We start from the raw sequence: 13,105 nt of genomic DNA, 5'->3' as shown, positions 1-13,105 counted from the left end.
ATGTTGAGCGTCGCTTCCGCCCGCGAAAAAGCCGAAAAACTGGTCGAACAGGCGCGCGCCGCCGGGGCCGATGCCGCCGACGCCGTCTATGTCGGCGAGCGGTCGAGCGGCGTGCAGGTCCGAAAAGGCGCGCTGGAGGATGTGCATCGCTCTGAGGGCGAGGAAATGGGCCTGCGCGTCTTTGTTGGGTCGAAGTCGGCGAGCGTTGCTTCGTCGGATTTGAGTGACGAGGCGCTGTCGGCGCTGGTCGGGCGGGTGATCGCCATGGCGGGTGAGGCGCCGGAGGATCCTTATGCCGGGCTCGCACCCGCAGAATTGCTGCTGTGCGGCGAGCTCGCTGATCTCGACAATTGGGACGCGATCGAGCCTGATCCGGCAGCACTGAAGGCGCGGGCGCTGGAAGCGGAGAGCGCCGCGCTGGCGGTGGCGGGCGTGACCAACAGCAATGGCGGCAGCGCTTCGGCCTCCGCATCGACCTTCGCGCTGGCGACGAGCGGCGGCTTTTCCGGCGGGACGCGGGCTTCGGGGCACAGCTGTTCGGTCAGCGTCGTTGCCGGCGAAGGTTCGGGCATGCAGCGCGACTATGGCTGGCACAGCGCGCGCCACGCCGAGGATTTGGAAGACGCCGACGCCATTGGGCGGCGGGCGGCGGAACGTGCGGTCGCGCGGCTGGGCAATACCAAGATCGTGCCAGGCAAATATCCAGTGCTGTTCGAGCCGCGGGTCGCCGGGACGCTGCTCGGCCACTTCTCCGGGGCGATCACGGGCAGCTCGATCGCCCGCAAGACGAGCTTCCTGCAAGACAGGCTGGGCGAGCAGGTGTTCGCGAAGGGCGTCACCATCCACGACGATCCGTTTCGCAAGCGGGGCATCAGGAGCCGGGCGTTCGACGGCGAGGGCCTGCCGGTCCGGGCAATGAACATCGTCGCCGACGGGGTGCTGACGACCTGGCTCGCGACCAGCGCCGATGCGCGGCAGCTGGGTATCCAGCCGACCGGCCACGCGGTGCGCGGGGTGAGCGGTGCGCCGGGTGCGGGACCTTCGAACTTCTATTTGGCTGCCGGTGAGCGGAGCCGCGAGGAATTGGTTGCGGCCTTCCCGCGCTGCATCCTGGTGACCGAGCTGATCGGGCAGGGTGTCAATCCGGTGACCGGCGATTACAGCCGGGGCGCGGCGGGTTTCCTGATCGAAAATGGCGAGATCGCCGGCCCGGTTGCGGAGATTACGATCGCGTCGAACCTGAAGGACATGTTCCTGACGCTGGAGCCGGGGAGCGACCTCCGGTTTCGCCGTGGTGTGGATGCGCCGACGGTGCTGGTCCCGGAAATGACGGTGGCGTCGGCCTAGGCGTTCTGCGCCACAGGCGGCACATTCAACCGCGGATTGTCTCCAGCTGGACCAGCAGCTTGCGGGCGAGGTCTGCGAAGGCTGCGGCGGCAGGGCCCTCGCCGGCGGCGGGCGGATTGCCGGCGTCGGACGCTTCGCGCAGGCTGGCGGACAAAGGCAGGCGACCGAGGAAGGCGACGCCCAACCGCTTGGCTTCCGCTTCGGCCCCGCCATGACCGAACGGGTCGGACGGCTGGCCGCAATGGGGGCAGTCGTAGCCGGCCATGTTCTCGATGACGCCGGCGATCGGAACATGGGTCTTTTCGAACAGGTCGATGGCACGGGCGGCATCGATCAGCGACAGGTCCTGCGGCGTCGAAACGATGACGGCGGCGGCAGGCCGCGCTTTCTGGATCAGCGACAGTTGCACATCGCCGGTGCCGGGCGGCAGGTCGACGACAATCAGCTCGGCATCGCCCCAGTCGGCATCGATCAGCTGGTTCAAGGCGCCGGACGCCATGGGGCCACGCCAGGCGAGGGCGGTGCCTTCGGCGACCAGCTGGCCGACGGAAAGCAACTTCACACCGTACGCCTCGACGGGGATCAGTTGCTTGTCCTTGGCTTCGGCGCGCTGCGTCGCACCGAACAGTCTTGGCTGGGAGGGGCCGTATATGTCGGCGTCGATCAGCCCAACCTTCTGGCCGAGGCGCGCCAAGGCGACGGCGAGGTTCGCGGCGAGCGTCGATTTGCCGACGCCGCCCTTGCCGCTGCCGACGGCGACGACGGTCCGCCCGCGCTTGGTGGCGGTGAGTGCAATGCGGGCTTCCTCGATGCCGGGAACGGCGAGCGCGGCCTCCTTGAGGCTCAGTTCAAGCTTTTCCTTTTCTCCGTCATCCAAGCCGGTCGCGTCGACGACGAGGGTCGCCACCTTGCCGGTCAGGCGTCGTGAGCGAATGCGGGCGACATCGGGATGATGATCAAGGGCGTCGAGATCGGGCATTTGGGCCACTTAGGCACTCTCGTTTCGCTTGCCACTGTTTTTCGGCCCGACGGCTTCCTATAGTGGGGCGTATGAGCATCTTCTCGGGGCTGGGCTCGCTGGGTCGCGGCCTGTTCAGCGACAATAAGGGACCATGGGGCCAGGCGCCCGGCGGAGGCGATGGCGGTGACAAGCCGCCGCCCGACAATAGCGGGCCCTGGGGCGACGGGCCCAAGCGCCGCCGCAAGGGCGAGCCGCCGAGCTCGGGCAACGTCTCCAGCCTCGACGAATGGCTGACGCGCAGCCGCGAGCGGTTTGGCGGCGGCGGTGGTGGCGGTTTCTCCGGCCAAGCGCCGTCAGGCCTTATCAAATGGGTCGTCATTGCGTTGGTCGCGATCTGGCTGGTCGGTACGAGCATGCACAGCATCGCGCCGGAGCAGCGCGGCGTCGTCACGCGGTTCGGCCGCTACAGCCATACGCTGACACCGGGCATCGGCTGGACCCTGCCGGCGCCGATCGACCGGGTGCAGAAACTGGACGTCGAGAACATCCGCGAGATCAACCTTGGTTCGGCCAGCGAAGAGACGCTGATGCTGACCGGCGACCAGAACATGATCGATATCGCGTACCAGGTCCGCTGGAAGGTCAGCGATCCCGAACTCTTCATGTTCGAGCTTGCCGAGCCGGAGGATACGATCCGCCAGGTTGCCGAGAGCGCAATGCGGCAGGTGATCGCCAACGTTTCCTTGCAAGGTGCAATGGGCAACCAGCGCGGCGAAATTGAATCGCGGGTCGCGGAAGAAATGCAGCAAACGCTGAACTTCTACAAATCCGGCGTCTCGGTGCAGGGCGTTGCCATCCGCCAGGCGGATCCGCCCGCCGCGGTCAACGACGCTTTCAAGGAAGTTACGGCGGCACAGCAGGATGCCCAGGCAACCGTCAACCGCGCGAACACCTACGCGCTGCAATTGCGGCAGCAGGCACTGGGTGAGTCCACTGCATTCGACAAGGTCTATGAGCAGTACAAGCTTGCCCCGGGCGTGACCAAGCGGCGCATGTATTATGAAACGATGGAGCGCGTCCTGAAGAGTGTCGACAAGACGATCGTCGAGGCGCCGGGCGTCAATTCGTACCTGCCCCTGAATGAGTTGAGGCGAACTCCGCCGAAGGAGCCAGCCCAATGATCGACTTCGTTCGCCGCCATCCTTTGTGGGCAGGCCTGCTTGCCCTGTTCGTGCTTGCCCTGGTCATGAGCAGCATCTCGATCGTGCCTGAAACCAGACAGGGCGTCGTCGTCCAGTTCGGCAAGCCGGTCCGGATCATCAACCGTTACGATCCGAAGCGGCCCTTCGGCACGGTTGGCGCCGGCATCAATGCGCGCATCCCGTTCGCCGAGGATATCGTCTGGATCGACAAGCGCGTCCGTGACATCGACATGGAGCGCCAGCAGGTGCTGTCGACCGACCAGCTGAGGCTCGAGGTCGATGCTTTCGCCCGTTATCGCGTGGTGGATCCGCTGCGCATGTATATTGCGGCGAGGACCGAGGACCGTGTCGAGAACGCGCTTCGGCCGATTCTCGGCTCCCAACTCAGGAACGAGCTCGGCAAGCGGCCGTTCGCATCGCTGCTCAGCCCCGAGCGCGAAGGTGTCATGGAGAACATCCGCACCGGCCTCAATCGGGTTGCCCGGCAATATGGCGTCGAGATTGTCGATGTCCGCATCAAGAAGGCGGACCTGCCCGACGGCACGCCACTGCAATCGGCCTACAACCGCATGATCAGCGCCCGCCAGCAGGAGGCCCGTTCAATCCGTGCCCAAGGCCAGAAACAGGCCCTGATCATCCAGGCAGATGCCGATGCGGAAGCCGCGCGCATCTATGCGGCGAGTTTCGGCAAGGACCCGGAATTCTACGACTTCTATCGGGCCATGCAGAGCTACCGGACGACGTTCCTGGGTGACGGAACCGAGAAAATCGGCCCCACAACCGTCATTTTGTCGCCTGACAATGCCTATTTGAAGGAATTTTCTGGACGATAGGCATCCAGCAATGTTCAATTTGCGTTCATGAGCTCGACCTAGCGTCGCGTCCCATAAACGTCGGCTCGAGCTGAGAGGTAAGTAATGGTTTCGAAGGAGTCCGGACTGGTGCGCTACGCCTATGGAGTCGCGACGGCACTGTTGATCGGCGGAACGGCATTTTCGGTTGCGACCGGGCCGGTAGGGGCACAGGTCGCGCAAAATGCGCCGGCCGCGATGCCGCCGCACGGCGCACCCATGTCGTTCGCGGACCTCGCCGCCAAGCTCCAGCCGGCGGTGGTCAACATTTCCACCCGCCAACGCGTGCCGGTGAAGACCCAGACCGATCCGTTCGAGGAATTCTTCCGGCGCTTCGGCGGCCAGGACCCGAGCCAGCAAGGGCAAACGCCGCAGCAGGGGCAGCCGAAGACTCGCGAGGCCGGTTCGCTCGGTTCCGGCTTCATCATCTCGCCGGACGGCTATGTCGTCACCAACAACCACCTTGTGCAGGGCCTGACCGGCACGGGCACCGTCGACACGGTGACGGTGATCCTGACCAATCGCCGCGAATATACGGCGCGGATCGTCGGCCGCGACACGGCGTCCGACCTGGCGCTGCTGAAGATCGACGCGAAGAACCTGCCTTACGTCAACTGGGGCGACTCCACTCGCGTCCGGGTCGGCGACTGGGTGCTTGCCATCGGCAACCCCTATGGCCTTGGCGGCACAGTGACGGCCGGCATCATCTCGGCGCTGCACCGCGGCATCACCGGCGTCGGCGCCTACGACCGCTACCTCCAGACCGACGCTAGCATCAACATGGGCAATTCCGGCGGCCCGATGTTCGATCTCAACGGCAATGTCATCGGCATCAATTCGGCGCTGATTTCGCCGACCGGCGCCAATGTCGGCATCGGCCTCGCCATTCCGGCGGAGCTCGCCAAGCCGGTCATCGATTCGCTGCGCCGCGGCGAGCGTCCGTCGCGGGGATATCTCGGTGTCGGCCTCCAGCCGCTGGACGAGAATATCGCCGCCTCGCTGGGACTGCCCAAGGACAATGGCGAAATCGTTCGCTCGGTCGTTCCCGGCGAAGCCGCGGCGAAAGCCGGCATCCAGCAGGGCGACGTCATCGTGAAAGTCGGCGGCCGCGAGGTGAATCCGGACGAGACGGTTTCGTACCTGATCGCCAACACCCAGGTCGGCGCGCGCGTGCCGGTTGAAATCGTCCGCGACGGTCGCCACCAGACCGTCACAGTCGCCGTCGGACAGCGCCCGACCGAAGAGCAGCTCGCCCAGCAGGCGGGTGGCGATACCGACCAGGGCGATGGCACTACGGGCACGGCGGCGACGCCTGGCTCCGCGCAGGCGCTTGGGCTGACGCTGGTTCCGTTGACTCCTGAACTCGCCCAGCGCTCCAACGTGCCGGCGACGGTGCGCGGCGTGCTGATCACTGCTGTCGATCCGTCCAGCAAGGCAGCCGACGAGGGCCTGCGCGCCGGTTACGTGATCGTATCGGTGAACCGCCAGGCAGTGACGACGCCGGCCCAGGTGTCGGCGATCATCGAAACTGCGAAGAAGGCGGGCCGGACGAGCGTCCTGTTGCTGGTCAAGGCGGGGAACGCACCCGAGGCGTTCGTCGGGGTCGACATCACCCCGCAGTAACGAGCCTTGCCCGCACTTACCTCTTCGGCCTAGGGTCTCGCCCTTCGGGCCGAGGAGAAAGGCGCACATGGCTGATCAGGCGACGGGCATTTTCATTGGCGCCGGGCCCGGCGGGGTTCATCCTCAGGAACTCCAGCTTAACCGCGCCAATCGCCATGGCCTGATCGCCGGCGCAACCGGCACCGGCAAGACGGTTACGTTGCAGGGCATCGTCGAGAGCCTGTCCGCGGACGGCGTCCCGACGTTCCTTGCCGACGTCAAAGGCGACCTTGCCGGCATCGCCATGCCGGGGGCTGCGACCGCCAAACCGCATGAGGCCTTTGCCGCCAGGGCCCACGAAATCGGCTACACGGGCTGGAACTATGAAGCCTTTCCGGTGCAATTTTGGGACCTGTTCGGCGAACAGGGCCACGCCGTCCGGACCACCGTCAGTGAAATGGGGCCGCTTCTCCTCTCACGGATGATGAACCTGAACGACGTGCAGGAAGGCGTTCTGACCATCGCCTTCCATGTCGCGGACAAGGAAGGCCTCATCCTCCTCGACCTCGACGACCTTCAGGCCATGCTCGTACATTGCGGCGAAGAGGCCGATCAGCTGACCCTGGAATATGGCAATGTCTCCAAGGCGTCGGTCGGCACGATCCAGCGGTCGCTGCTCCAGCTTCGCGCCCAAGGCGGGGATCATTTCTTCGGCGAGCCGGCACTGGAGCTCGAAGATTTCATGAAGCTGGACGAGTCCGGCAAGGGCATCGTCAACATCCTTGCGGCTGATAAGTTGATGGCGAGCCCGAGGCTCTACTCGACCTTCCTTCTGTGGTTGCTGTCCGAACTGTTCGAGCAGCTCCCGGAGGTCGGTGATCCCGACAAGCCGAAGCTCTGCTTCTTCTTCGATGAAGCCCATTTGCTTTTCGACGATGCGCCGCCCGCCTTGCTGGAGAAGGTCGAGCAGGTGGTCCGCCTTATCCGTTCGAAGGGCGTCGGCGTCTATTTCATCACGCAGAACCCGATTGACATTCCTGACAAGGTTGCGGGCCAGCTCGGAAACCGTGTCCAGCACGCGCTGCGAGCCTTCACGCCACGGGACGAGGCAGCCGTGAAGTCGGCGGCGGATACCTTCCGGCCGAACCCCGAAATCAATGTCGCGACCGCCATCACCGAATTGAAGGTCGGTGAGGCTTTGGTTTCGCTGCTGCAGCCGGATGGCGCGCCGTCGCCGGTCGAGCGGACGCTGATAAAGCCGCCTTCCTCGCGCGTCGGTCCGTTGACCGCGGACGAGCGTTCCGTGATCCGGACAACCGATGCGATCGGCACGAAATATGACACGGTGCTCGACCGCGACAGCGCCGAGGAAATCCTGAAGGCCAAGGCCGACGAAGCGACCGCTGCGGCCGCCGCCGCCAAGGCTCAGACCGAGGCCGACAAGGCCGCCGCCGAGAAAGCGCGGCTCGATGCCATTGCCGCCAAGGAAGCGGCCCGCGCCCAGGCTGCGCAGGAACGGCTGGAGACACAGCGCCAGCGCGAGGCAGACCGAGAGGCGGCGCGACAGGCGCGGGAAGCGGCGAGGCCGACCATGTCGGACAAAATCATCCAGTCCGCGACGCGCGCGGCCGCCAGTTCGGTCGGCCGCCAGCTTGGCAACTCGATCCTGCGGGGAATTTTCGGAGGCCTGATGCGTGGTCGCTGACCAGACCGACATCCGCGACCTCGAGCGGCAGTGGCGCGACGCTTTGTTCGCCAAGGACGTCGGCCGGCTGCGGGAACTCATCCATCCGCAATTCAAGCTGGTCGGCATTCGCTCGACCGGGACTGTCGGCGTCAGCCTGGAAGACTGGCTGATTGCACTCCAGAAGATGGACCTGATCAGCCTGGAGGTCCGGGTCATGGACTCGCTTCGGCTGGACCAGACGATCGTCGCCACGGTCGATGCGCAGTGGAAGCTCCGCTTCATGGGCCATGCGATCGACGAGCGGGTCCTGCTTACCGATGTCTGGGTGAACACCGATGAGGGCTGGCGGGTCGTACGCCGCCACTCGAGCCCGGTGCCGGCGGGCGTCAGCATCGAATGACGGCGTTCATAGCCGCGCTCCTGCTTGCGGCTGGCGCGCCGGCGACTGTTGCTGGCGACTACCGCACGCACCAGATGGAAGTCGGCGCGGAGCTCCTGTTGAAGGACGACGGCACCTTTCTCTACTCGCTGGATTATGGCGCGGTGTCGGAGGCGGCGCAGGGCCATTGGTCGGTGAAGGACGGTGCGGTTCGCCTGCAAAGCGATCCTTTGTCCGCCGACCTGATGCGGGAAATTGAGCGTAGCGACGCCAAGTTCCAGAATCAGCGCTTGCCTATCGACAAGGGCGACCTGCTGCTCCAGCGTTGGGACACGATCTTCACTTTCTCACGAGACGACGAATGACACTGGAAGTCTGGAGCGAGGCCGCGGAAGCCGAACAGGAATCCACCGTCGCGCTGCGTCGCGCGATCCATGCCGATCCGGAGCTGGGCCTCAATTGCCACAAGACGACCGCCAAGCTGAAGGCGGCGCTTTCCGGTTTGCCTCTCGATATTCGCGACAGCCAGTCGACCAGCGGCTTCATCGCCCGGCTGGACTGTGGCCGTCCCGGGCGCACCGTTCTGCTTCGTGGCGATATGGATGCGTTGCCGATCCACGAGGAGACCGGCCTCGACTTCGCGTCCCATACTCACGGGCACATGCACGCCTGCGGCCATGACACGCATTCGGCCATGCTCGTCAGCGCGGCGAAAATCCTGTGCGCCAGGCGCGAGGAACTAGCCGGCACCATCCTCTTCATGTTCCAGCCGGGCGAAGAGGGAATGCACGGCGCGCGCTACATGATCGACGAGGGGCTGCTGGACGACCCGACGCCCGAGGCCGCGTTCGCCCTTCACATCTTCCCGAATGTCGCGGGCGGGGTGATCGCCTGCCGCTCGGGTGCCATGCTGGCCTCAGCGGACAAAGTGGGCGCGATGATCACGGGCAAGGGCGGGCACGCTGCCATGCCGCACGACGCCGTCGACCCCGTGCCAATCGCCTGCGAAGCAGTGATGGCGCTGCAGGCCCATATCGCGCGGCGGACCACTTTCACCGATCCGGCGGTACTGTCGGTGACGCAGATTTCGGCGGGCAGCACGCACAACGTCATCCCTGACGATGTTGAGCTCGTCGGCACGATGCGGACCCTGTCCGTGAAGACGCGCAAGGCAGTCGGCGAGGCCTTTGAGCGGATCATCACCAAGGTGGCGGAGGCCCATGGCGCCAGCGCCGGCGCGTGGATCGAGGAAGGCTATCCGCCGACGATCAATGACCCGCGCGCTGTGAAGATGATCCGCGAGCTCGCGGTGGGCCAGTTCGGAGGCAATGCCTTCCTGGAGCCGCCGGGCCCGAGCATGGGCGCCGAAGACTTTTCCTATGTGTTGCAGAAGGTGCCGGGAGCGATGGCGTTCCTGGGCGTCGCGCCGCATGACGGCGATGCCGCCACGCGCGCACCGCTGCACAACCCGAGCATGATGGTCGACGAAAGCGTTTTACCGCGCGGCGTCGCCATGCACTGTGCCTTTGCCACGCGTTTCCTCGAGCGCGGCTGGGACTGAGTTTCAAGAAGGATAAGACATGGCGACCGACGCGCGTACCAGCCAGCTGAGCAGCATCAAGGAACTGACGATCCGGGGCATCATCCTCGGCGCGATCATCACCGTCGTGTTCACCGCGGCCAACGTCTATTTGGGCCTCAAGATCGGCATCACCTTCGCGACGTCGATCCCGGCGGCCGTCATTTCGATGGCGGTACTGAAGGCGTTCAAGGACGCGACCATCCAGGAAAACAATATCGTCCAGACCATCGCTTCGGCGGCCGGAACTCTGTCGGCGATCATCTTCGTGCTGCCCGGTCTGATCATGGTCGGTTGGTGGACGGGCTTCCCATACTGGCTGTCGGTCGCGGTCATCGGCCTCGGCGGTATTCTTGGCGTCATGTATTCGGTACCGCTCAGGCGCGCACTCGTGACGGGATCCGACTTGCCCTACCCGGAAGGCGTCGCGGCGGCCGAAGTGTTGAAGGTCGGATCGGGCGTTGGCGGGGCTGAAGAGAACAAGCGTGGCCTCGCGCTGATCAGCGGATCCACCATCGTCGCCGCAGTCTATTTCCTGCTCGCCAAAACCAGGCTGCTGACGGACACCGCCGGCCGGACCTTCAAGGTCGGCGCGGGTGCGACCGGCATTTCCACGAGCTTCTCGATGGCGCTGATCGGCGTCGGTCACCTCGTCGGCATTGCCGTTGGTGTCGCCATGCTGATCGGCATCCTCATCAGCTGGGCATTCATCGTCCCGCACTGGACACAGGATGCTGGTCTGATCGCGCAGGCGGCGGGGAACATCGAGACTCTGGTCAGCACGGCGTTCCGGCAAAAGGCGCGCATGGTCGGCGCCGGCGCCATCGGCGTCGCCGCTATTTGGACGCTGCTGAAGATCATTGGCCCGATTATCGCGGGCATCCGCTCGGCGCTCATCGCCAGCGCCGAGCGCAAGGCGGGCCGCGCCGAACAACTGCCGCTGACCGAGCGCGATATGCCAATCGGTATCGTCGGCGGCACCATCCTCTTGTCGATGATCCCGATCGGCCTGCTGCTCTTTGCGTTCGGCAACACCGCCCCGATCTCGGGTAATGCCGGCCTGACGGTCGGCATCAGCCTTGTCTACATCCTCATTGCTGGCGTCGTGATCGCGGCCGTCTGCGGCTACATGGCTGGCCTCATTGGCGCTTCGAACAGCCCGATCTCGGGTGTCGGTATCCTGTCGGTCCTCGGCATCGCATTGATCCTGGCGGCGATGTATGGCGGCGCGACGGGCGAGGAAACCAAGGCGCTTGTCGCCTATGCGCTGTTTGTAACAGCGGTCATTTTCGGCATTGCCACCATCGCCAACAACAATTTGCAGGATCTAAAGACCGGCCAGCTGGTCGACGCGACGCCATGGCGGCAGCAGGTGGCGCTGGTTCTCGGCGTCGTCTTCGGCGCGCTCGTCATTCCGCCGATCCTCGACCTCATGAACACGGCCTTCACGTTCCAGGGCGCGCCGGGTGCAAGGGCGACCGCGCTACCAGCGCCGCAAGCCGCGATTATTTCGACGATCGCGCAGGGCGTTCTGGGCGGCAATCTCGACTGGGGCCTGATCAAGGAAGGCGCAATCATCGGCGTCGTTGCCGTGATCATCGACGAAGGGCTGAAGCGCACCTCCAATGGCCGCCTGCATCTGCCGCCGCTCGCCATCGGCATGGGCATCTATTTGCCGATGGAGGCCAATTTGCTGATCCCGTTCGGCGCCGTCCTCGGCTATTTCTACAATCGCTGGGCTCTCGCTTCACGCAGCCCGGCATTCGCGGAGCGCATGGGTGTGCTCATGGCGACTGGCATGATCGTTGGCGAGAGCCTGATGGGCGTCGTCTACGCGGCCGCCGTCGCGGGCGCGGAGAAGGCCGGGTCCGCCGACAGCGCCAGTGTGTTTGCGCTGATACCGGCCTATTCGTCGGTGATGGTCGTCAGCCTGGTCGTCTTCACAGTCGCGATCATCGGGCTGTACATGTGGACCAAGTCGCGGGCTTCGGACGCGCCGGCGCCCGACGATGATGCTGCGGTTCCGGAAGCCGAGGCTAGCTTCCGCTAGCGGCCCAGCACTTCGCGGCGGAGGGTGGCCGGTCCCCAGGGATCGACGCCTTTCTCCGCAAGGCGAACCAGTTCGACAATGCGGCGGTTGATCGGGGCATCCGTGCCCATGCGGTTAGCCAGAGCGACCAGCTCGCCGTTGAGATAATCGACCTCCGTGCGGCGGCGAGCGATGAGGTCGTCGTTCATCGACGACCGCGCCTTGGCATCGATCTTCCACTTGGCCAAGAAGACGTTCCGGAACAGCCAGTCGGGCGAGCCGATGATGAAAGGCAGGAGGCTCGGCGCGACGCCGCCGATCTTCGCCGGCTCGATGCCCGCGCGCTTGAGGAGGCGAAGACCTTCGCGCTGTGAGGCGGCGACGACGCGGCGGTAGTCCCGCTGGCTCAGCTCGTCGAGTAGGGTGCGGCCAGACAGCGCAGCGACCGCATTGTTGAGGTTGATGAGCAACTTGCCCCAGGCGATGCCTAGCATGTCGTCCGACAGTTTCAGCGCTGCCGGGCCGTCGCCGATCCGTTGGGCCAAAGCCTGAGTCTCGGGAAGGTTCTCGGTGTAGAGATGGCCGGCGACGCCCTTGTGGAAACGGCCTTCGCCCAAAAAGGCGACATTGTACTGGACCATGCCGCGCGCGACCTGAAAGCGGTCGCCGAGCTCGCGCTTCAGGACATCGACGTTGCTGATGCCGTTCTGGAAGCTGATGACCAGCGCGCCCTTGCGCCCGTGCTTCGCTATCTCGCGCGCGGCATCGGCGGTGGCTGCGCTCTTCACGGTCAGCGCGATGATGTCCGCGTCGGCGAGCCCAGTCGGTTCGGTGCGATAATCGACTTTGTCGAGATGAGCCTCCCAGCCATTGGAATCGCTGAGCGTCAGGCCATGATTGGCGATGTCCTCAACGAAATTGGGGCGGCCGATAAAGGTGACGTCGATGCCGGCGGCTTGCCAGCAGCCCCCGATGAAGCAGCCGACCGAGCCGGCGCCGTGGACAGCGACTCTAGCCGCGGCCACGGTAAGAAGCGACGCCTTGGTCCGGTAGCCAGAGGCCAGCCGGCGGCTCGCCCGACTGCCAGAAGACATCGATCGGAATGCCGCCGCGCGGATACCAGTAACCGCCGATACGCAGCCACTGCGGCTTCATTTCGTCGAACAGGCGCTGGCCGATGCCAACTGTGACGTCTTCGTGGAAGCCGCAGTGGTTGCGGAAGGAGCCCAGGAACAGCTTGAGGCTCTTGGATTCGACGATGGTCTCGTTCGGCGCATAGTCGATGACGAGATGCGCGAAATCCGGCTGGCCGGTGACCGGGCAGAGCGAGGTGAATTCCGGTGCTGCGAAGCGAACCAGGTATAGGGAGCCTTTGCGGGGGTTCGGGACATAATCCAGCGCGGCTTCTTCAGGAGAAGCGGGCAGCGCGCTGGTCTGGCCGAGGTGGCGGGTTTCCATGGCGCGGGCT

Annotated in this window: 12 protein-coding genes; 9 read left to right on the top strand and 3 right to left on the bottom strand. The window is 65.1% G+C overall.

From position 1 onward, the window contains the following. Entirely contained in the window at positions 1-1,347 is a 1,347-nt protein-coding gene (locus LZ536_RS05810) for a TldD/PmbA family protein (protein ID WP_249847345.1), read from the top strand. A 25-nt stretch (positions 1,348-1,372) separates the two neighbouring features. On the opposite strand, the gene LZ536_RS05805 is transcribed toward LZ536_RS05810, so the two are convergent. Further along, complete coding sequence (locus LZ536_RS05805) at positions 1,373-2,326, bottom strand: Mrp/NBP35 family ATP-binding protein (RefSeq protein ID WP_249847344.1); 954 nt, start codon at positions 2,324-2,326, stop codon at positions 1,373-1,375. 71 nt (positions 2,327-2,397) lie between these two features. On the opposite strand from LZ536_RS05805, the gene hflK reads away from it, so the two are divergent. The 8 genes from hflK to LZ536_RS05765 all read left to right on the top strand — a co-directional run bounded on the left by hflK (position 2,398) and on the right by LZ536_RS05765 (position 11,658). Beyond that, on the top strand, positions 2,398-3,489 hold the full coding sequence (hflK, locus tag LZ536_RS05800) for an FtsH protease activity modulator HflK (RefSeq protein WP_249847343.1): 1,092 nt from the start codon (positions 2,398-2,400) through the stop codon (positions 3,487-3,489). Next, entirely contained in the window at positions 3,486-4,343 is an 858-nt protein-coding gene (gene hflC, locus LZ536_RS05795) for a protease modulator HflC (protein ID WP_249847342.1), read from the top strand. The genes hflK and hflC overlap by 4 nt, the downstream gene beginning before the upstream one ends. A gap of 108 nt (positions 4,344-4,451) precedes the next feature. Continuing rightward, positions 4,452-5,984: a Do family serine endopeptidase gene (locus LZ536_RS05790; protein WP_249847341.1), complete on the top strand. Its 1,533-nt coding sequence runs from the start codon at positions 4,452-4,454 to the stop codon at positions 5,982-5,984. Between the two features lie 67 nt (positions 5,985-6,051). Beyond that, positions 6,052-7,668, top strand: coding sequence for a helicase HerA-like domain-containing protein (locus LZ536_RS05785; protein ID WP_249847340.1), 1,617 nt, complete (start codon positions 6,052-6,054; stop codon positions 7,666-7,668). Continuing rightward, the gene (locus tag LZ536_RS05780; protein WP_249847339.1) at positions 7,658-8,050 is read left to right on the top strand and encodes a nuclear transport factor 2 family protein; all 393 of its coding nucleotides are present in this window, start codon (positions 7,658-7,660) and stop codon (positions 8,048-8,050) included. The genes LZ536_RS05785 and LZ536_RS05780 overlap by 11 nt, the downstream gene beginning before the upstream one ends. Continuing rightward, a complete protein-coding gene (locus LZ536_RS05775; protein ID WP_249847338.1) occupies positions 8,047-8,394 on the top strand; it encodes a hypothetical protein in 348 nt (115 codons plus the stop codon). Before LZ536_RS05780 ends, LZ536_RS05775 begins: the two co-directional genes overlap by 4 nt. Beyond that, entirely contained in the window at positions 8,391-9,590 is a 1,200-nt protein-coding gene (locus tag LZ536_RS05770; RefSeq protein ID WP_249847337.1) for a M20 metallopeptidase family protein, read from the top strand. Before LZ536_RS05775 ends, LZ536_RS05770 begins: the two co-directional genes overlap by 4 nt. Before the next feature lie 19 nt (positions 9,591-9,609). After that, complete coding sequence (locus LZ536_RS05765) at positions 9,610-11,658, top strand: OPT family oligopeptide transporter (protein ID WP_249847336.1); 2,049 nt, start codon at positions 9,610-9,612, stop codon at positions 11,656-11,658. Here LZ536_RS05765 and LZ536_RS05760 read toward each other — a convergent pair. Beyond that, positions 11,655-12,662, bottom strand: a complete 1,008-nt coding sequence (locus tag LZ536_RS05760; protein ID WP_249847335.1) for a 2-dehydropantoate 2-reductase — start codon at positions 12,660-12,662, stop codon at positions 11,655-11,657. The genes LZ536_RS05765 and LZ536_RS05760 overlap by 4 nt on opposite strands. Next, positions 12,649-13,095 (bottom strand): preQ(1) synthase, encoded by a 447-nt coding sequence (gene queF, locus LZ536_RS05755; protein WP_249847334.1) that lies wholly within the window; start codon positions 13,093-13,095, stop codon positions 12,649-12,651. The genes LZ536_RS05760 and queF overlap by 14 nt, the downstream gene beginning before the upstream one ends. Positions 13,096-13,105: the final 10 nt, after the last annotated feature.

The sequence above is a fragment of the Sphingomonas alba genome (assembly GCF_023516555.1).
In the GTDB taxonomy this organism is placed as follows: domain Bacteria; phylum Pseudomonadota; class Alphaproteobacteria; order Sphingomonadales; family Sphingomonadaceae; genus Sphingomicrobium; species Sphingomicrobium album.
Note: the sequence above shows the minus strand (reverse complement) of the source record. Positions and strands in the feature narration are given on the sequence as shown.